Here is a 19,390-nt window from a genome sequence, read left to right as displayed (position 1 = left end):
CCGGTGGGCCAGGGGCCTACGGCCTGGCTGCGGGAAAACGGTCGCTACCTGACCCCCACCGGCGCCGGCGACATGCTGTATGCCCTGGCCATGACCTGGCGCAACTGGTTGTCGCTGCACGCCATGCTCGGCCTGCCGATCGTGCTGGTGCTCAGCTTGCTCAGCCTGTTCCAGGTGCTGAGCCAAAGCAGCCTCTTGCTCTGGCCGCTGATGGCCGCCCTGCTCTTCGCCCTGCCCTGCGCCGTGGCTTATTGGCTGGTGATTCCCCGGGGCGACCTGGACCAGCCGCCGCGCCTGGACAACGCGGCCTACCGCAGCCTGCTGGCGCTGGTCGCCGGCCTGTGGCTGGCTGGCGGCCTGGCCGATAACGTAGCCCAGTGGCATGGCGTGGGCGTCCTGGCCCTGGCCGCCGCCCTGGTGGGCAGCAATGCACTGCTGATCACCCGCCAACTGGTGCGCAACCTGGCCAACAACCGCGATGCGGGCAAGGACAGTACCTGCCAGAACTGCGTGCGCAATTACCGGGTGCAGGTCACCCGGGCCTTGGGCCGGGCCATGGCCGCGGTGGCGTTGCTGGTGTTCCTCGCCCTGCTGGTGAGCGGCGCCGAGCTGCTGTATGGCTACTTGCAGACCTACCGGACCCTGGGCGCCCAGGCCTTGCTGGTGCTGGTGATGTGGCTGGTGCGGCGGCTGGTGCTGCTCAAGGACGAGAAACCGTTGCCGGGCTGGATGCGCAAGCTGCCGCTGGATGTATTGGCGCTGATCGCCGGTGGCCTGCTGCTGGCCCTGCTGTGCCTGGGCTGGGCCTTGCTGGTGCAGTGGGTGGCCCACGACGGTGGCAGGGTGGCCTACGACGCGGCGGCGGCCTGGCGCCTGCTGGGATTGAGCCTGCTGGCGGCGCTGCTGGTGTGCGTCAGCGGCCGCTTCATCGGTTTTCTCAATACCTCGTCGCTACAGGCCTTCTATAGCGCCCGGCTGACCCGGGCCTACCTCGGCGCCTCCAATGGCCGGCGCTTCAACGGCCCGGCGCAGCAGCGCCGGACCTACCTGAGCGTGGCCGAACCGATGTCCAGCGACGACCTGTCGTTGCAGCAGTACTACGCCACCCCCAGTGCCGGACCGGTGCACCTGATCAACGTCACCATGAACCTGACGGTGGACCCCGCCGAACAGCTGGTGCAGCGCGATCGCAAGGGCCAGCCGCTGTGCATCGCCCCGAACTGGGCGCCGGCCCTGGACGGTAGCTGCGCCCCCTGCGACGGCCCGGCCGAAGGCTACACCCTGGACGGCAAGCCCTACCGCCGCGACCTGCAACAGGCCCCGGCCTCGGAGATCATGCTGCCCTTGAGCCTGGGCGGATGGATCGGCGTGTCCGGCGCCGCCTTCAGTACCGGCCTGGGGCGAGCCACCAGCCTGGGCATGTCGCTGGTACTGGGCCTGGCCAACGTGCGCCTGGGCATCTGGTGGCCCAGCCGCTTCCTCGACCCCGGCCAACAGCACTGGGTGCGCCAGGACCTCAAGCCCTGGACCTACTTCAGCACCCAGGCCTACCTGTTCTACGAACTGACGGCGCGTTTCCACGGGCATCGCCGCGACTACCAATACCTGTCCGACGGCGGGCACTTCGAGAACACCGCCACCTACGAGCTGCTGCGCCAGGGGCGCCAGATGCGGCTGATCGTGACCTGCGACAGCGGCTGCGATCCGGACTACCGCTTCGATGACCTGGCCAACCTGGTGCGCCTGGCGCGTATCGACCAGGCCCTGGAGATCCGCGAGGACCCGGGCGTGCTCCAGCACCCGCTGCTCAAGACGGTGTTCGCCAGCCAGGAGCAGTTCCGCCAGCCACCGGACGCCGACAGCCGCCAGTGCGCGCTGCTGCTCAATGTGCATGCCCATGCGCCGGGTTGCGAGAGCGGTATCGCCGCCCAGCCCCATTGCCGGATCCTGGTGCTCAAGCCACGCCTGATCGCCGGGCTGGCCCCCGACGTGCGCAATTACGCCCGCAACAACCCGGGCTTTCCCAACCAGAGCACCGTGGACCAGTTCTTCGACCAAGCGCAGTTCGAGAGCTACCGGCAACTGGGCCTGGAGATCGGCCGGACGCTGTTCGGCCAGGAGGGACAAACCAACGACATAGCCGAGGCCCTGTGGCGCTATCTCGAGGGTGAAGCAGCGCTCTAGCTCAGCGTGGCTGGTACGCCTTGACCGCTTCCAGCCATTGCGCCTGAAGGCGCTCCTGCTGCGGGTCGATGCCCTGTTCGGCCAGCAGCGCCAGGTGCCGCTCCACCTCGCCGAGCATCTGCCCATGGGCACTGGAGTTGGCATCGAGCTGGTGCATCTGGCCCAGCCCCAGGTGATAGAAACGCAGCAGCTTGAGGGCCGCCGGGTCACGGGCGGCCACCCCGGCGGTGACCTGGTGCATGACGTTGGTCACCCGCATCAGGCTGCGCTTGAGGCGCCAGCCATAGACCGCCGCCGCCATCCACGGCTGGTGCCAGAACACACTGCGTACCAGGGCTGCGCAGACCAGCAGGCCAACGCCCACCCCGGTGGCGTTCCAGACCAGGTTGTCGCCGCCCCCCTGGCCGAACAGCGCCACCGCGGCGCTGGAAAACAGCATGGCCAGGGCAATGAACACCAGGGCGATGATCAGGGTGCTGCGCCGGGTCTGCCGACGGTAGAGCTCAGGGTCCTGGGGGGTGATGACGAACATGGGGCGATGGGCTCCACTGGCAAGGAAATGGGCGGGCATTATCACCGCTGGCGGCCACGGCGGTGACGAAAATCGCCGCACAGGACGGAAATCTCCCCACGGCTTGATCCAGGTCGGTATTCACCGCTATCGCTCCCGGGGCCGGCGAGGACGCAATGCGCGCCCCAGCCGCCGCCAGCCCAGCACCACGCCACTGACGCTGATCAGCAAGCCACCAGCACTGAACAGCAACATCCACAGGTCCCACAGGGGTCGCTTGCCCAGCAGCGGCAGCCAGTCCCAACTGTGCAGCAGGGCGAACAACCAGCGCGAGGCACGCCGTGGCTGGTCGAGCTGGCCCACCACGGCGCCGGTGTAGAGATCCAGGTGCAACCAGGTCCGGGCCGGATCGTCGAAGCGCACCCGCAGTACCGGCAGGCGCTGCTGCAGATGGCCGAGCATGCTCTGGGGCTCCCGGGCGTAGTAGTAGAAGTCATAGGCTTGCAGTTGCTCGACCTGCAGCGGTTGGCCAGGGCTGATGGCCTGGGCCGCCTGTTGCAGGGTGCGGGGCTCGAACCGCGGCAGCACCCGGTCCGCGGCCATGTCCAGGATCCGCGTGCGCCCGGCGCCGTCGTAGCCGATCACGTAGCCCTGGCCGGCAATCATCCGCCACTCCAGCTCCCGGGCCCGCAGGCCGTCGCCGGCAAAGCGCTCCAGGACCTGGCGCGCATCCAGGGGAAAGGCCGCGGCTTCGAGCGCCGCGCCCTGGTACGCCGCCAGCGACAGCGGTCGGGCACTGCTGAAGACCTTCCACGGGTTCATCGACATCAAGCCACTGAAGATCCAGGTAATGGCGAGCCCCCCGAACAGCAAGCCGCCCAGGTGATGCCAACGGGCAAAGCCCTGGTAGGGCGAGCGCGAGCCATTGCGATAGGTGCGGCCAAAGCGCCAGCGCATCAGCCCCACCACCAGGCCCAGGACCGCCATCAGCGTCGCCCCCAGGGACAGGTAGGTGACGATCGGCCCCCAGGCGTCATCGATGCCGATGCCGCGCAACGCATACAGCCAATGCAGCCAGGCACCGACCCAGTTCCAGGCCCGCTCGTTGGCGGTGGCATCGCGCACCACTTCGCCGGTGCTGCCGGAAACGTACAGCAGCCGGTCCTCGGCATCGGCCACCGCCACCCGATGCAGCGGCCGGTCGCCATCCAGGGCCCGGGACAGGCTCCAGGTGTCCTGCTCGACCACGCCACGCTCGCTTGCGGCCACTCCTGGGGCGAACTGGCGGGCCGCCGCCAGCGCCTGGGGCCCGTCGCTGGGGGACATGGGCCGGGCGCTGCGGGCATCCACCGCCAGCTTGCGCGCCCGGGGATATTCCAGGACATAACGCGGGGTTCCGGCCACCGTGAGCAAGCGCAGGCTGATCGGCGCTTGCCCGCTGTCGGCGGCCGCCAACACCCGCTCCAGGCTGGCGCCCTCCTGGTCCAGGACCAGCGGCGGCAGGTGAGCCAGGTGTTCGGCGGGGGTCAGCTTGGGATATCCGACATACAACATCACGGCCCCGGAGATGAACCACAGGGCCATGAACAGGCAGGCGACGATCCCCAGCCAGCGGTGCCAGAGGTACAGGTAACGCTTCATCACATCGATCTCGCAGCGACGCGGGGCCCCTCGGGCGCCCCGCCGGTTCAGGTCAGAAGCGCGTTTGCAGCGCCAGCTCGAAGGTCCGCGGCGCCCCCAGGTACAGCTGGGTCGGCGCGGTACTACGGGCGTACACCCGGTCGGTGAGGTTGCGTACCCGGGCGGTGACCCGGGTATCGGCATCGACCCGATAGCCGACGAAGGCGCCGAAGATCGCGTAGCCCGGGGCATAGCGGGTATTGGCCGCGTTGGCGTACATCGACGACACATAGCGGCTGTCGGCCCCCACCTGCCAGGACGGGTCCAGGTCGTAGGTCAACCACAGGTTGGCCACCTTCTCGGGAATGTTGGTGGGCCGGTTGCCCTTGCGCGATACCGGCCGGCCGCCGACGTTTTCATAGAACTCGTCGTACTGCGCATCGACATAGGCGAAGTTGCCCTCGGCCAGAAGCTTGGGCGTGACCCGCAGCGACGCCGCCAGCTCGACCCCGCGGGAAGACTGCTGGCCCACCGGCTGGCTGGTGCCGGGGTTGGCCGGGTCGGCGGTGGACAGGTTCTTGCGTTCGATGCGGTAGGCCGCCAGGGTGGCCGAGCCGCGCCCTTCGAGGAAGTCGAACTTGCTGCCGATTTCCCACTGGTTGCCGGTGCTCAGGTCGAAGTCGCGCACCTGGCCATAGCTGGCGGTGGTGAGGACCCCGGAGGGCGGATCGGCGGCAGTGCTGTATTGCACATAGACATTGGCCGTCGGGGTCAGCTCGTAGACCAGACCCAAGCGCCCGGTGGTAGGCCGGTACTTGCGCTGGAAGAACGCCGGGTTGGCCGCGTTGACGGCCCGGTAGTTGGTCACTTCCAGGTCGATCTGGTCATGGCGCAGGCCACTGAGCAAGGACAGGCGCTCGCTGAGTTGCAGGCGGTTTTCCAGGAACAGCGCCCAGGTGTCCACCTGGTTGCGCCGGTTCTTGTCGAAGCTGCGGCGCACTCCGGGCAATTTCCAGAAGCTGCCGGGCCCGAAGCGATCCGGATCGAGCTGGTCACCCGGGCCCGGCAGGGACAGCGGGTAGTTGCTCATGACGTTATGGCTGTAGTCGATGCCCGCCGACCATTGGCTGTCCAGGCCGAACACATTGCCCTGATGCAGCAGTTCGAAGCGATTGCCGTTGAGCTCCTGGGCATGGCGCTGGAGCAAGGTGCCGGAACGGACCACCCGGGAGTTGTCGGCGTTGTAGGCGTAGTTCTCGACGTTGCGGTATTCGCGATCGGCGTTGTAGTGGTACAGGGTGTTGCGCAGCGAGGTGGCATCGTCGAGCTGGTAGTCGATGATCGAGCGCAGCCAGCGCACCCGCTGCTCGTAGCGACCATCGTCGACGTTGTAGTTCTCGAAGCGCCGGCTGCGCTGCACGTGCATCTTGCCCTCCAGCGGCGCCAGGGCCGGGGTTCCCCAGTAGGGGCTGTCGACGCGCTCGTCCTGGTATTCGAAGGCCAGGGTGTGGGACAGCTGGTCGTTGATATCCGTCAGCAGGGAAAAGGCCAGGGTCCAGGCATCGCGCTGCTCGCGGTCGATGTAGCCGTTGCTGGTGCTGTGGTTGAAGTCCAGCCGCGCGTAGTGCCGGGGGCCCGGCCCGGCGTTGAGGGCGTGGTTGAAACCCAGGGACAGGGCGCGGCTGTCGTAGGAGCCGTAGCTGATCCGCCCTTCGTTGAACGACTCGCTGCGCGAGGCCAGCTTGGTGATGTAGTTGATGGAGCCGCCTACGGCCCCGGCGCCGTAGAGAAAACTCGAGGGCCCGCCCACCGCCTCGACCCGATCGTAGATCCAGCTGTCCACCGGCCGCGCGGCGATGGAGTCGTACTGCACGCTGATGCCATTGAACAACTGGGTGATTTGCGGCCCGGAGAAGCCGCGATAGGACACGAACCCCGGGATACCCGGCGACGAAGCGGCGTTCATGCCCGGCATGCCCAGCAATACATCCTGGGTCGTGGCAGCGCCGCGCTGCTCGATCTGCTGGCGCTCGACCACGCTGATCGACGCCGGGGTCTGCCTGGGAGTCAGGCCCAGGCGCGAACCGGTGGTGCCCTGGGTATCGAGTTGCAGGCCGAACTTCTTCTGTTCATCGGCGCTGATGCGCATCTGCGGCAGTTCCAGCGTGCCCTCGGCCAGGGCATTGAAAGACAGGGCGCAGCACAGCGCCGCGCAGCTTGGAGAGCGATACAGGTACTTCATAGTCTCGGACTCGGAAAGGACCATCGGATGTCGCCCGCCCGTGGCCACGCGAACGCACGCACGGCAACAGGCCTGGGACGGCAAGGAGGCGACCGCGACCGGTCGCCGGGGAGCCAGGTCAGCTCAGAGGGGGAGCCCGAGGGTTGAGGGGCGGCCAGCCATAGCGTGGCGGCGCCTTGTCATGCTGCGCGACCTTGGGTCGTTGCGGGCGCTGGCGGCGCAACAGCCAGGCCAGGCAGAACAGCAGCCCCAGGCCCAGGGTGACGGCCGAGCACAGCGGGCAGACCAGGGTATTGAGCCAGCCGGCACCCGCCTGGTCGCTGAAGTCGGTGTCCACCGCCGGGCCCTGGTTGCCCATGGCAGAACAGAACTGCCCGCCTACGCCATTGAGCTCCAGCCCCGCCACCTGGCCATGGCCCAGACCGCAGACGAACACGTTGAACAGCACGCAGAAATACAGCGTCCAGGCAACGTGGCGGCGATAGGGCGAGGTGCGAGTCATGGGGCGCAAGGTTAACAGCGGGCAACGCCGTGGAAAATCACCGTTACATTTTTCCTGAGCACGCCCCCAGCGCTTCGTGTAGCCGCTGCCCCAGGCTGCGCACGGCTCGGCACGAGCCGCCGGGGCTTACGCGTTCAACCTGAAATACCGCGCTGGCGGGCGCTCATTCGCGGTCCAGGGATTTTACCGCCAGGATGCTGCCCGGCATCGAGTACAGCGCCCGCTCGGTGGTGCTGCCGATCAGCCGGCCGAAACCGCTGCGGTGCACGGTGCCCATGACCACGGTGTCCACCAGGTATTCATCGACGAACTGGGCGATGCCCGGGACCGGTGGCCCCATGATGAAGTGGCGGAACTCCTGGGGTACGTTGTGCGCATCCCCCAGGCGCTCGAACTCCTGGTGCAGGGAATCGCGCAACTCGTCCAGGCAATTGACGCTCCAGGCGGTGGAAGCCACCGGCGCCACGCCGTCGAGCATTGGCATCAGGTCGTAGGCATACAGCAGGTGCAACTGCGCGTCGCACTGCAAGGCCAGCGCATTGGCGGTGCGGATGATCTGGGCATTGAGGCCGCTGATCTGGGTATCGGACTGGGCCGGGTCCACCGCCGCGACGATCCGCCGTGGCAGGTTGTTCGGCGCATCGTTGACCAGGTGCACCGGCACCGGGGCGTCGCGCAGCAGGTGGCAGTCCAGTGGTGTGACGAAGACCCGCTTGAGCGCCGATTCCAGGGTCACGTCCTTGATCAGCAGGTCAGGCTGGAACTCGGCGATGCAGTCCAGCATGTCCTTGAGCACCTGGGTGCTCCAGATCACCTGGGTGCTGACTTCCACCCCCTGCTCGCGCATCCATTGCGCCTCCACCTGTAGCCAGCGCTCATGGCGCTGCAGGTAAGCCTGGCGCTCGCTGTCCTCCAGGTGTTCTTCCCACAGGTAGGTACGCGCTGGCGGTTCGACGAACACCAGGGCATGCAGCTTGGCGCCACTGGCCCGGGCCAGGGCGGCGGCCCGGCGGGCGGCGGGAGACTGGTGCTGCTGGGGATCGGCGATCAGCAGCAGACGCTGGTACTGGCTCATGGTGCACCTCCTTGTTGGGCAGTGGCCTCGAGTGTCGAGCCTGGCAGCCACGAACGCCTTGATACGCATCAACGGCGCCAGCGCTTCTCCATCAAGACTAGCGGCGCAAGCCCGGCAAGCACAGCAACAGGGCCATTGCGCCGCACAGGCACAGGCTCGCCCCCAGGGCCTGGCCCCAGCCCACCAGCAGCAATCCGGCACCGATCAACAAGTAATAGAACAGGCCGAACAAGGCCCCGGCACTGCCCAGCCGGTCACTGTAGGCCACCAATGCCGAGCCGAGGATATTCGGGATCGCCAGGCCGAAACCCAGCACCACACCGCCCATGGGCAACACCAGCCACAGGCTGTGTTGCAAAGCCAGTACTCCCAGCCCCCCGGCCAGCACCGCCAGGGCCGCCAGCACCAGCAGCCGGGCACTCTGCCAACCGCGCCCGAGCAGCCAGCGATTGCACCAGGCGCCACAACCGGAGCCCAGGGCCAGCAACGCACCGCTGTAGCCGAACCATTGCTCGCCCTGGCCCAATTGGCGGAACAGGAAGGGACCGAGGCTGTAGTAGCTGAGCAACGCGATGTTGAACGCCGCCACCAGCAGCGCCGAGCGCCAGATACCAGGGTCGCGCAGCATCTGCCACAGGGTCCCGGCCAGGGGCGCCAGGGGCTGGGCCGGCGGCCGGGTTTCCGGCAGCGCCCGGGCACAACAGGCCAGCAGTATCAGGGCCAGTACCAACAGGGCCGCCAAAGCCCCGCGATACCCCAGGGCCTGGGTCAGGCCCGAACCGGCGAACAGGCCAATGGCCGGGCTGGCCGCCAGCACCATGCCGACCAGGGAGAACACCCGGGCCAGTTCACGCCCCTGGAACAGGTCCCGCAACAAGGTCTGGGTCACCACCGAGCCAGCTGCCACGCCCACGGCGGCCAGGGCCTGGCAGCACAAAAAGGCGGCGAAGGGGCTGGCCAGCAGCCCCAGGCACTGGGCCAGGGCATACAGGGCCAGGCCGCCCAGCAAGGCCGGGCGTCGGCCCCAGCGATCGCTCAGGCGGCCCCACAATACGACGCCCGGGGCAAATCCCAGGATGAATACCGAAAGGCTCTGGGCCGCCTGCTCCGGGGGCACGCCGAAGGCCTGGCCGACGTCGGCCAGGGCCGGGCTGTAGAGGGTCTGGGCGATCTGCGGGAACATCAGCAAGACCATGGCCAGGGGCAATAAGGTACGGGGATTCATCAGGGTGCTCGGCAAGAAAGACATGCCGGCGATTCTAGGCAGGCGACATTGGCGTATTATCGAAATCCTGCCAATAAACATCGGAAACCAGACAACCATGGCATGGCTCGAGCCCCAGGCCCGTTTCGACCCGGACGCCTTCACTGCCCCGGTGGTGGGCATTGCCGCGACCCTGGGCGATCACGACTCCGGCCTGCACCAGCACCAGCGCGGCCAGTTGCTGTACACCCGCCAGGGCTGCACGCGCATCACCCTGGCCGACCGCCTGTGCCTGCTGCCCCCCTCGCGAGCGGCATGGATACCCTGCGGCGTCCGCCATCGCGCCCAGATGCAGCAAAGCGTGGACTACCGCTCGCTGTACTTCTGCCGCGAACTGTCCCCGCGGCTGCCCGCGGAGGTGGCGGTGATCGAGGTCACCCCATTGCTGCACGCGGTGCTGGAGCCCATGGCCCAGGCCGCCTTCGATTGTGACTGGAGCCAGGGGCGCTATCCGCACCTGCTGGGCCTGTGTCTCGAGGAAATCGCTACGGCCGCGCGCCAGCCGCTGTCCTTGCCCCTGCCCCGGGACAAACGCCTGCAACCTCTGCTGGACGACCTGCAAAGCCTGCCACCGGAACTGCAGGTGCTAGCCACCCGGGTCGGTGCCAGCAGCCGGACCATCGGCCGCATTTTCCAGCGCGAGACTGGCCTGGGCTACCAGCAGTGGCGCCAGCAATGGCGGCTGATGCGCGCCATCGAATGGCTCGCCACCGGTCGCAGCATCAGCTATTGCGCCTTCGAGCTGGGCTTTGCCAGCGACAGCATCTTCATCGCCTTCTTCAAGGCCATGACCGGTACCACGCCCCGCGCCTATTTCAAATAAAGGGCTCTCATTCCTGGGGCAGTGTGCGAAACCGGACCGCCAGGCGATTCCAGCTATCGATGGCGCAGATCGCCATGCTCCCCCTGGTCGCGACCAATGCCCGGGGGCTTCGTGCAGCCGCTGCCGCAGGCTGCGCACGACCCGGCACGAGTCGCCGGACAGGCCGGGAGGACAGGCCTGCCGGTGCGCCTCAGGTGCGGCTACGCAGCCATTGCATGAAGCCCTTCTTCAATACCGGCTGGGGCTGGGCCTGGGTCAGGCTCCGGGCCATATGCCGACGGAAATCCAGCAGGTTCTTCATGGCTTCGTTGATATCGTGACGAGCATCCAGGCACGGCTTGAGGAACTCGTTGTCGATGCGGTACAGGCTGCAGAAGGTCTTGGCCGAGAACTGCGCCAGGGTGGCCTCCTCGGACACCACCCCAGCCTCGCCGATCACCTCGCCCGGCCCCATGCGCCCGGCCTCGAACGGCTGGCCTTCGCGCTGCATGGTCACCGACACCACCCCGGACTCGATGATGAACAGATGATCGCTGACCTCGCCGGCCGGCAGGATGACCTCGCCGGCACGGAAGGTCTGCAACTGCATGTTCTGGCTGAAGGTGTCCTTCTCCTCCTGGCGCAGGGTGGAAAAAATGCTCGAGGTGTCCAGCAGTGCCCGGGGCCGGGACAAGGCCAGTGGCTGGCTGGTTTCGGTACTGGACAACAACCTGATGCCACTGGCTTGCAGGTGACGGAACGCCAGGTCGAACAGCTGGTTACGCACTTCGCGCTTTTGCCCCATGCTGGCGACGAAACCGCTGATCTCGTACTCCGCGCCAGTGCTGCTGGTGCTTTTCATGGCGACGCTGGCAGCCGGGCTGGCCAACAGGAACCGGCAGCCCAGGGTCGCGCGCTCCAGGGCCTCGATGACCTTCTGCGGCCGGGCATGGGGGCTGACCTGCAGGCTCACCGCCACACCATGGACATCGCTGGGCCGGCTGAAGTTGGTGATCTTGGCCTTGGAGGCCAGGGAGTTGGGGATCACCACCATGCTGCCCTGGGAGGTCTGCAGCCGGGTGGCGCGCCAGTCGATGTCCAGCACCCGTCCCTCGGTGCCGTCGATGGCGATCCAGTCATCGATCTGGTAGGGCTTGGTGGTGTTGAGCACGATCCCGGAAAACAGGTCGCTGAGAGTGCTTTGCAACGCCAGGCCGACGATGATCGCCAAGGCCCCGGAGGTCGCCAGCACGCCCTTGACCGGCAGCTCCAGCACATAGGCCAGGGCGGCGATGATGGCGACCAGGAAGATCAGCGCGCCCATCAAGTCCTGCAGCAGCCGTCCGGTATGACCGACCTGCTGCATCATCAGGGTGCCCAGCAATACGGTCAGGGTCCGCGCGCCGAACAGCCACCAGCCGATCTCCAGGCCGGTGGCGGCCAGGTGCAGCGGTACATCGTCCGGCCAGGGCGCGGCCTGCAAAGGGTTCATGCCCTGGTTGAACAGCATCAGGCTGTAGAGGCAGAAGATCAGCACCCGTACCGCCAGTTTCCAGTACTCGCCACGGGCGCCTATCACCCGCCAGAGCACGATATCCAGGAACAGCAGAAACAGCGCGGCCAACAGCGGGTGGTTGGTGAACAGGGACAACATCGAGGCGCTCCGGCAAGACGAGGACGGCAAGATCGCACGAAAGGGCTTGCAGCAGGTATAGCCGCAAAAGCCGGGCATGGTGGGAAAGAGGCAAGCCGCCGGGATACGACGGCTTCAGAGGCCGATCAGGTGTAGCCGCTGCCGCACGGCTCGGCACGAGCCGCCCAACCTGCCTGCGCGATGAACCGGCTACCGCGCATTGGCGGCGGGGGCTGCCAGCCTCGCGGGCTCGGCAGCGGCTACCAGGACCGGCTTACTTGCCCTGGGTCAGGGTGTTGTAGCTGGTCATCAGGTTGCGGTAGTCGGGGATGTGGTTGGAGAACAAGGTGCCCAGGCCCTCGATGTCGTTGCGCCAGTCACGATGCAGCTCGCAGGCCAGGCCGAACCAAGTCATCAGTTGGGCGCCGGCGGCGGACATGCGGTTCCAGGCCGAGTCGCGGGTCAGTTCGTTGAAGGTGCCGGAAGCATCGGTGACCACGAATACCTCGAACCCCTCTTCCAGGGCCGAGAGTGCCGGGAAGGCCACGCAGACTTCGGTCACCACGCCGGCGATGATCAGTTGCTTCTTGCCGGTGGCCTTGACCGCCTTGACGAAATCTTCGTTGTCCCAGGCATTGATCTGGCCAGGACGGGCGATGTACGGCGCGTCGGGGAACAGCGTCTTCAACTCGGGCACCAGCGGACCATTGGGACCGGTCTCGAAACTGGTGGTCAGGATGGTCGGCAACTTGAAGTACTTGGCCAGGTCGCCCAGGGCCAGGACGTTGTTCTTGAAGCGGTCGGGGTCGATATCGCGCACCAGCGACAGCAAGCCGGCCTGGTGGTCTACCAGCAGAACGGCAGCGTTGTCCTTGTCCAGGCGTTTGTAAGCAGTAGTCATGATGAAGTCCTCGCTAATGATCGATGCCGGGCAATCCGGCCTGAGTGAAACCCGTGCCACACCCCCCGAAGGTGGCGGGCGCCGGGGTGTAGCGCGACGGGCAGAGCCTAGTTGCCCCTGGCCATCGCGCAAGCGCTGCCGATCAGTGATCGGCGGCGTCCATCTGGCCGAAGCGTCCCGATTGAAAATCGACGAAGGCCTGGTGAATCTCCTCTTCGCTGTTCATCACGAACGGGCCGTGGCCGACGATGGGTTCGTCGATGGGCTCGCCGCTGAGCAGCAGTACGATCGCGTCGCTGTCGGCCTCCAGGCCGAGCAGGTCGCCATCGCGCTCCAGCAATACCCACTGGCCTTCGCGCACCCGCTCCTGGCCATTGACCTGCAAGGTGCCGCGCAACACGACCAAGGCCGTGTTACGCCCGGCCTGCAGCGCCAGGTCCAGGGGCTTGCCGGCCGGCAGGCGCAGGTCCCAGACGTCGATTGCGGTGAAGGTCCGGGCCGGACCCTGGCGACCGGCGAACTGGCCGGCGATCAGGCGCAGGCTGCCGGCATTGCCCGGCAACGGGATCTGCGGGATATCGCTGGCCAGGAGGGTCTGGTAGCCGGGCGCCGCGAGCTTGTCCCGGGCCGGCAGGTTGACCCACAGCTGGACCATCTCCAGGTTGCCGCCACGGCGGGCGAAATCGGCGGAGTGAAACTCCTCGTGGAGGATCCCCGAGGCCGCGGTCATCCATTGCACGTCGCCTGGGCCGATCTTGCCGCCGCTGCCGGTGGAGTCGCGGTGTTCGACTTCACCGTCGTAGACAATGGTCACCGTCTCGAACCCGCGATGGGGATGCTGCCCAACCCCGCGCCGGGCGCTGGTGGGGCTGAACTGCGCCGGGCCGGCGTGGTCGAGCAACAGGAACGGACTGATGTGCTGGCCCATCTGGTCGTAGGAAAACAATGTGCGGACCGGAAAACCGTCGCCGACCCAATGGGGCCTGGGACTGGTGTAGATACCGATGATGTTTTTCATGTAGTCCTCCAGAACTTTCTGATGGACACACCTTAAGTCCCGCACCTTTGACCCGCTAGACTGCAAAAATCGCCCTTAGCGTTCTATTTGGAGAACGATCTTGGAAGATCTCAATACGCTCTATTACTTCACCCAGGTGGTGGAGCATCGCGGCTTCGCCGCCGCCGGAAGGGCCCTGGACATGCCCAAGTCCAAGCTCAGCCGGCGCATCGCCCAGTTGGAGGAACGCCTGGGCGTACGCCTGATCCAGCGTACCAGCCGGCACTGCTCGCTGACCGAGATCGGCCAGGAGTACTACCAGCGCTGCCTGGCCATGCGGGTCGAGGCCGAAGGCGCGGCGGAAGTCATCGAGCGCAATCGATCCGAACCCCAGGGGCTGGTACGGGTGGCTTGCCCCACCGCCCTGCTCAACTCCTGGGTCGGGCCGATGCTCACCCGCTTCATGCTCAAGTACCCGTTGGTGGAATTGTTCATCGAGAGCACCAACCGCCGGGTCGACCTGATCCACGAAGGGTTCGACATCGCCCTGCGGGTGCGCTTCCCGCCACTGGAAAGCACCGACCTGGTGATGAAGGTCCTGGGCAACAGCACCCAATGCCTGGTGGGGCACCCGGACTTTCTCCAACGGCTGTCGAGCCCACCCTCGCCGGCCGACCTCAGCGGCCTGCCGAGCCTGCACTGGGGCGCGGGACAGCGGGATTACCACTGGCAATTGCAGGGCCCGGACGAGGCCGAGGCCCTGATCCGCCATCACCCACGGCTGGTCACCGACGATTTGATCGCCCTGCGCCATGCCGTGCTGGCCGGGATCGGCATCGCCCATCTGCCCCGGGTGGTGGTGCGCGAGGACCTGGAGGCCGGACGCCTGCATGAACTGGTGCCCGGCTGGGCGCCGCGTTGCGGGATCGTCCATGCCATCTTCCCTTCGCGCCGCGGCCTGCTGCCATCGGTGCGCAGCCTGATCGATTTTCTCGGCGAGGAATTCAGCCACAGCGACATGGCATGAGCAAGACACGGCTGGAAACAGCCGTTCCATGGCGGAAATGCCCCTGTGCAGAAAAATATTTCAAACATAATATTTCTTCGAGACATCAGGATCCCACTCGAGGAAACGCCATGCAAAACCCATCACGCGACGCCCTGTTAGCCCAATGGCAAGCCCAGGAGCAGGCCATGCGCAGCCGCCTCGGCGGCCCTGGCAACCTGACCCTGGCCCAGGTCAGCGAGCTGACGCCACAAGAGTTCTTCGAGGGTATCGGTAACGGCGAACTTCCCTCGCCGCCCATCGGTCACCTGCTGGATTTCATCCCCGTAGAGTGTGGGGCAGCGGCTTGTTCGTGTTCCAGGGCACCCCGGATAACCGTCACTACAACCCGCTGGGCACCGTCCATGGTGGCTATGCCGCCACCTTGCTGGACTCCTGCATGGGTTGTGCGATCCACACCCGCCTGCAAAAGGGCCAGGGCTACACCACCCTGGACTTGCGCATCAGCTACGTGCGGGCCCTGACCGCAGAAAGCGGCCCGGTGCGGGCCGAAGGCAAGATCGTGCACCTGGGCCGCAGCACGGCACTGGCCGAGGGACGGATCTATGACGTGGATGGCCGGCTGTACGCCACCGGCAGCACCACCTGCATGATTATCCAGCCGCGCGGCTAGGCTGGGGAGAACCGGGCCCCCGGAGGGTCGATGGACAACATCAGTTGCCTGATCGTCTCGCGATCTGGCAACTGGGCGTGGATGATCCGGATACGTTGCCGTCGATGGCTGGAGATCGGAGGGAAATGCGCGCAGTCGTAGATAAGCACCTGGTGCAGATGGGGGTTGTCCTGGCAGAACGCCAGGAGATCGAAGCCGCTGCGGGCCGCCAGGTTGCCGTTGACAATCACCAGGTCGAAAGGATCGCGGGCATAGTCCACCAGCGTCAGCAGCTCCTCCAGTCGATGCACGGGAACCACCCGGTAGTAGTCCAGCTGGTTGAGGGCTCGCTCGATCTGCATTCGGTGAAAATGCTGATCGTCGGCGATCAGTATGCGCAGCGCTCTGTTGGACATCGTCTGGTTCCTGCTGGTCAATGGCGACCCGCGAATGCGGATCTGCTCCTCCTGAATCGGTGGAAGGCTGGAGGAAACGTCCGCAGGGGCTCCATCAGATTGTTCTGAAAGCCTTGCGATCAGCGACTCCGGGTTGACGTTGTGCAGGGCTTGCATGGCGAAGATCCTCTTGGCGACCAGCGGCACGCTAGCAACGGCAGGTGACAGCCAGCCCACCGTCCACTGAAGACCTGCCGCTGGCCCGTGCTGCCCGCTACTGCCAGCCGAAGCGCCGGATGTAGAAGCCCTTCACCGCCTGGGTCAGGGCCATGTAGGCCAGGAGGATCAGCGGCAGGAACAGGAAGTACAGCGGTGGCAAGGCCTGCAGCTTGAAGTAGTGGGCCAGCGGCCCCATCGGCAGGAAGATGCCCACGGCCATGATGATTCCGGTCATGACCATCAGCGGCGTGGCCGCCCGGCTTTGCAGGAACGGAATCTTCGGCGTGCGGATCATGTGCACGATCAGGGTCTGGGTCAGCAGCCCCACCACGAACCAGCCGGACTGGAACAACGTCTGGTGCTGCGCCGTGCTGGCGCCGAACACATGCCACATCAGGGCGAAGGTGGTGATATCGAAGATCGAGCTGATCGGCCCGAAGAACACCATGAAGCGCCCGACATCCGCCGGCTGCCAGCGTTGGGGCTTTTGCAGCATCTGGTCGTCGACGTTATCGAAGGGAATGGCGATCTGCGAGATGTCGTACAACAGGTTCTGCACCAGAAGATGCATGGGCAGCATCGGCAGGAACGGAATGAAGGCGCTGGCCACCAGCACCGAGAACACGTTGCCGAAGTTGGAACTGGCGGTCATCTTGATGTACTTGAGCATGTTGGCGAAGGTCCGGCGCCCTTCCAGCACGCCCTCCTCCAGCACCATCAGGCTCTTTTCCAGGAGGATGATGTCCGCCGCTTCCTTGGCGATATCCACCGCGCTATCCACCGAAATGCCGATGTCGGCGGTACGCAGCGCCGGCGCGTCGTTGATGCCGTCGCCCATGAACCCCACCACGTGGCCGTTGGCCTTGAGCAGGCGGACGATGCGCTCCTTGTGGGTCGGGGTCAGCTTGGCGAAGACATTGGTGGTTTCCACTGCCTTGGCCAGTTGCTCATCGCTCATGCGCTCGATGTCGTTGCCCATCAGCAGGCCCTGTTGCTCCAGGCCCACTTCACGGCAGATCTTGGCAGTCACCAGCTCGTTGTCGCCAGTCAGCACCTTGACCGCCACGCCGTGCTCGGCCAGGGCCTTGAGCGCCGGTGCGGTGCTGTCCTTGGGCGGATCGAGGAAGGCCACGTAGCCGATCAGGGTCAACTCACGCTCATCGGCCAGGCTGTAGGTGTCGCGTCCTTCGTGCATGGGCCGGGCCGCTACGGCCACCACCCGCAGGCCCTCTTCGTTGAGATCGGCAGTGACCCGGCGGATCCGCGCCAGCAGCTCCTCGCTCAAGACTTCCTCGGCCTCGCCATGGCGCACGCCGCGGCATACCGCCAGCACCTCTTCCACCGCCCCCTTGCAGATCAGCAGAGGCGGCTGGCCCTGCTCCGCCACCACCACCGACATCCGCCGGCGGGTGAAGTCGAAGGGGATCTCATCGCCCTTTCCAAACGCCGTGCCGACCGCCAGTTCCCGCTGGATCTCGACATGCTCGAGCACCGCCACGTCCAGCAGGTTCTTCAGCCCGGTCTGGTAGTAGCTGTTGAGGTAGGCCATCTCCAGCACGTCGTCGGACTCCTCGCCCCACACGTCCACGTGGCGCGCCAGGAAAATCTTGTCCTGGGTCAGGGTGCCGGTCTTGTCGGTGCACAGCACGTCCATGGCGCCGAAGTTCTGGATCGCATCCAGGCGCTTGACGATGACTTTCTTGCGCGACAGGAACACCGCGCCCTTGGCCAGGGTCGAGGTGACGATCATCGGCAGCATTTCCGGGGTCAGGCCCACGGCGATGGACAGGGCGAACAGCAGCGCCTCCATCCAATCGCCCTTGGTGAAGCCGTTGATGAACAACACCAGCGGCGCCATGACGAACATGAAGCGGATCAGCAGCCAGCTGACCTTGTTGACCCCGTTCTGGAACGAGGTCGGCGCGCGGTCGGTGGCGCTCACCCGCTGGGCCAGGGCGCCGAAGTAGGTGCTGTTGCCGGTGGTCAGGATCACCGCCGTGGCGGAACCGGAGACCACGTTGGTGCCCATGAACAGGATGTTGTCCAGGTCCAGGGGGTTACGGGTATCGGCGTCCTGCTGGCGCGGGAACTTCTCCACGGGCATGGATTCACCGGTCATCGCCGCCTGGCTGACGAACAGGTCCTTGGCACTGAGCACCCGGCAGTCGGCGGGAATCATGTCGCCGGCCGAGAGCACGATCAGGTCCCCCGGCACCAGCTGCTTGATGGGCAGCTCGATGCGCCGCGCGCTTGCGGCATCGACGGCTGCCGGCAAGCGCCCGGGCGTGGCCGGGGATGGCGAGTCCGGCCGCATCACGGTGGCGGTGTTGCTGACCATGGCCTTGAGGGCATCGGCGGCCTTGTTCGACTTGGCCTCCTGCCAGAAACGCAGCAGGGTCGAGAGCACCACCATGGAGAAAATCACCGTGGCCGCCTTCATGTCCTCGGTCAGCCAGGAGATCACCGCCAACAGGGTCAGCAGCAGATTGAAGGGGTTCTTGTAGCAGTGCCACAGGTGGGTCCACCAGGACAGCGCCTGCTCGTGCTCGACTTCATTGAGGCCGTGGCGCTCACGCAGGGCCTCGGCTTCCTCGGTACTCAAGCCATCGGTATGGCTGCCGAGCTGGTCCAGCAGATGCGTCGCGTCGCTGTTGGCCGCCGCGACCAGGGTTTGTGCCAGGGTGGGCGGGACATCGCGGCTGACGCTGGCGTCGCTGAAGCTTTCCAACAGTGCCAGGCGCCGGAAATGCCGGGCGAAATGCCGGGTCCGCAGGAAACCGGCGAAAAACTCTTTCAACAGGGTGAGCTTCATGATGATGACTCCTGCACGACCGGTGCATGGCACAAGAACGGCCGCGTTGAAACGAAACAGTCAGGGAGATGGAACAAGGCAGGATCGGGCTCACGCCCGAGGCAATCGCCCCATCAGGGATGGGCGATGTTGCTGGCGATGCTGACGCTGACGGGTGTATCCCATGGCTGTTCCCCTGGACGGACACGCTGGAAACGCCACAGGCAGGTACCGCCGGATCTGTCACAGGACGCGTCGAACGTCCACCCAGGACCGGCCCGCAGGTCCATGGAACCTGCGCGTCGAAATGGCCGCGACACGGCAGCAGCCGGATCGGGCATCGATCGGAGTCATCAAGAAGGGAAATCGGGGCGACCAGGATGGTCACGACCGGGATGCCGCCTCTCGCTGGATGGCGAGACAACGGCAGGAACCAAGGCTGCGCGTTATCTTGCCGGGACCGCGCCGGTTATCGAGACCGGCTGACTCCTGTCACTCGAACAAGTACCCACACTGGGCCTCCATTGATTGAAAACGCGCGCAGCTTACGCCGCACTTTTTGCAGAGTAAACCTGGGGAAAACCTTGCCAGGGGGA

At 66.0% G+C, this 19,390-nt stretch carries 14 protein-coding genes and 1 pseudogene; 4 read left to right on the top strand and 11 right to left on the bottom strand.

The window, feature by feature from the left end; translation table 11 throughout:
* Positions 1-2,184, top strand: a 2,184-nt coding sequence (locus tag ACK6AU_RS17635) for a hypothetical protein (protein ID WP_409300322.1), incomplete at its 5' end; no start/stop codon positions are given.
* 1 nt (position 2,185) lies between these two features.
* Here ACK6AU_RS17635 and ACK6AU_RS17630 read toward each other — a convergent pair.
* From ACK6AU_RS17630 to ACK6AU_RS17605, 6 genes are all read right to left on the bottom strand, one after another.
* Positions 2,186-2,716, bottom strand: coding sequence for a DUF3087 family protein (locus tag ACK6AU_RS17630; protein ID WP_185698895.1), 531 nt, complete (start codon positions 2,714-2,716; stop codon positions 2,186-2,188).
* Positions 2,717-2,842: 126 nt separating this feature from the next.
* Positions 2,843-4,336, bottom strand: a complete 1,494-nt coding sequence (locus ACK6AU_RS17625) for a PepSY domain-containing protein (protein WP_409300319.1) — start codon at positions 4,334-4,336, stop codon at positions 2,843-2,845.
* 52 nt (positions 4,337-4,388) lie between these two features.
* Positions 4,389-6,557, bottom strand: a complete 2,169-nt coding sequence (locus tag ACK6AU_RS17620) for a TonB-dependent receptor (protein ID WP_409300317.1) — start codon at positions 6,555-6,557, stop codon at positions 4,389-4,391.
* A gap of 118 nt (positions 6,558-6,675) precedes the next feature.
* Positions 6,676-7,059 (bottom strand): DUF2946 domain-containing protein, encoded by a 384-nt coding sequence (locus ACK6AU_RS17615; RefSeq protein WP_185698892.1) that lies wholly within the window; start codon positions 7,057-7,059, stop codon positions 6,676-6,678.
* A gap of 163 nt (positions 7,060-7,222) precedes the next feature.
* Positions 7,223-8,134: a universal stress protein gene (locus tag ACK6AU_RS17610; RefSeq protein WP_185698891.1), complete on the bottom strand. Its 912-nt coding sequence runs from the start codon at positions 8,132-8,134 to the stop codon at positions 7,223-7,225.
* 97 nt (positions 8,135-8,231) lie between these two features.
* On the bottom strand, positions 8,232-9,359 hold the full coding sequence (locus ACK6AU_RS17605) for an MFS transporter (protein WP_185699045.1): 1,128 nt from the start codon (positions 9,357-9,359) through the stop codon (positions 8,232-8,234).
* Between the two features lie 97 nt (positions 9,360-9,456).
* On the opposite strand from ACK6AU_RS17605, the gene ACK6AU_RS17600 reads away from it, so the two are divergent.
* Positions 9,457-10,221, top strand: a complete 765-nt coding sequence (locus tag ACK6AU_RS17600; RefSeq protein WP_185698890.1) for a helix-turn-helix transcriptional regulator — start codon at positions 9,457-9,459, stop codon at positions 10,219-10,221.
* A gap of 190 nt (positions 10,222-10,411) precedes the next feature.
* On the opposite strand, the gene ACK6AU_RS17595 is transcribed toward ACK6AU_RS17600, so the two are convergent.
* The 3 genes from ACK6AU_RS17595 to ACK6AU_RS17585 form a co-directional block, all read right to left on the bottom strand.
* On the bottom strand, positions 10,412-11,854 hold the full coding sequence (locus tag ACK6AU_RS17595) for a mechanosensitive ion channel family protein (RefSeq protein WP_185698889.1): 1,443 nt from the start codon (positions 11,852-11,854) through the stop codon (positions 10,412-10,414).
* 253 nt (positions 11,855-12,107) lie between these two features.
* Positions 12,108-12,734 carry an isochorismate family cysteine hydrolase YcaC gene (gene ycaC / locus ACK6AU_RS17590; RefSeq protein ID WP_022639815.1) on the bottom strand — a complete coding sequence of 209 codons (627 nt, stop codon included), beginning with the start codon at positions 12,732-12,734 and terminating at the stop codon, positions 12,108-12,110.
* A 142-nt stretch (positions 12,735-12,876) separates the two neighbouring features.
* Positions 12,877-13,752, bottom strand: a complete 876-nt coding sequence (locus tag ACK6AU_RS17585; RefSeq protein WP_409300313.1) for a pirin family protein — start codon at positions 13,750-13,752, stop codon at positions 12,877-12,879.
* A gap of 97 nt (positions 13,753-13,849) precedes the next feature.
* Between ACK6AU_RS17585 and ACK6AU_RS17580 the strand changes: the two genes are divergently transcribed.
* Positions 13,850-14,758: a LysR substrate-binding domain-containing protein gene (locus ACK6AU_RS17580; protein ID WP_185699044.1), complete on the top strand. Its 909-nt coding sequence runs from the start codon at positions 13,850-13,852 to the stop codon at positions 14,756-14,758.
* A 110-nt stretch (positions 14,759-14,868) separates the two neighbouring features.
* A pseudogene (locus ACK6AU_RS17575) lies at positions 14,869-15,410 on the top strand (PaaI family thioesterase).
* Here the strand turns inward: ACK6AU_RS17575 and ACK6AU_RS17570 are convergent.
* Positions 15,407-15,961 (bottom strand): response regulator, encoded by a 555-nt coding sequence (locus ACK6AU_RS17570; RefSeq protein ID WP_312026254.1) that lies wholly within the window; start codon positions 15,959-15,961, stop codon positions 15,407-15,409. The pseudogene ACK6AU_RS17575 and the gene ACK6AU_RS17570 overlap by 4 nt on opposite strands.
* Positions 15,962-16,058: 97 nt before the next feature.
* Entirely contained in the window at positions 16,059-18,815 is a 2,757-nt protein-coding gene (mgtA, locus tag ACK6AU_RS17565) for a magnesium-translocating P-type ATPase (RefSeq protein ID WP_409300311.1), read from the bottom strand.
* Positions 18,816-19,390: the final 575 nt, after the last annotated feature.

It is taken from the genome of Pseudomonas sp. KCJK8993, assembly GCF_046230915.1.
Lineage (GTDB): Bacteria > Pseudomonadota > Gammaproteobacteria > Pseudomonadales > Pseudomonadaceae > Aquipseudomonas > Aquipseudomonas piscis.
Note: the sequence above shows the minus strand (reverse complement) of the source record. Positions and strands in the feature narration are given on the sequence as shown.

Coding starts and splice junctions, on each gene's coding strand:
- ACK6AU_RS17620 (WP_409300317.1), bottom strand. CDS start 6,557: ATGAAGTACCTGTATCGCTCTCCAAGCTGCGCGGCGCTGTGCTGCGCC.
- ACK6AU_RS17600 (WP_185698890.1), top strand. CDS start 9,457: ATGGCATGGCTCGAGCCCCAGGCCCGTTTCGACCCGGACGCCTTCACT.
- ACK6AU_RS17630 (WP_185698895.1), bottom strand. CDS start 2,716: ATGTTCGTCATCACCCCCCAGGACCCTGAGCTCTACCGTCGGCAGACC.
- ACK6AU_RS17625 (WP_409300319.1), bottom strand. CDS start 4,336: ATGAAGCGTTACCTGTACCTCTGGCACCGCTGGCTGGGGATCGTCGCC.
- ACK6AU_RS17570 (WP_312026254.1), bottom strand. CDS start 15,961: ATGCAAGCCCTGCACAACGTCAACCCGGAGTCGCTGATCGCAAGGCTT.
- mgtA (WP_409300311.1), bottom strand. CDS start 18,815: ATGAAGCTCACCCTGTTGAAAGAGTTTTTCGCCGGTTTCCTGCGGACC.
- ACK6AU_RS17595 (WP_185698889.1), bottom strand. CDS start 11,854: ATGTTGTCCCTGTTCACCAACCACCCGCTGTTGGCCGCGCTGTTTCTG.
- ACK6AU_RS17605 (WP_185699045.1), bottom strand. CDS start 9,359: ATGAATCCCCGTACCTTATTGCCCCTGGCCATGGTCTTGCTGATGTTC.
- ACK6AU_RS17615 (WP_185698892.1), bottom strand. CDS start 7,059: ATGACTCGCACCTCGCCCTATCGCCGCCACGTTGCCTGGACGCTGTAT.
- ACK6AU_RS17610 (WP_185698891.1), bottom strand. CDS start 8,134: ATGAGCCAGTACCAGCGTCTGCTGCTGATCGCCGATCCCCAGCAGCAC.
- ycaC (WP_022639815.1), bottom strand. CDS start 12,734: ATGACTACTGCTTACAAACGCCTGGACAAGGACAACGCTGCCGTTCTG.
- ACK6AU_RS17585 (WP_409300313.1), bottom strand. CDS start 13,752: ATGAAAAACATCATCGGTATCTACACCAGTCCCAGGCCCCATTGGGTC.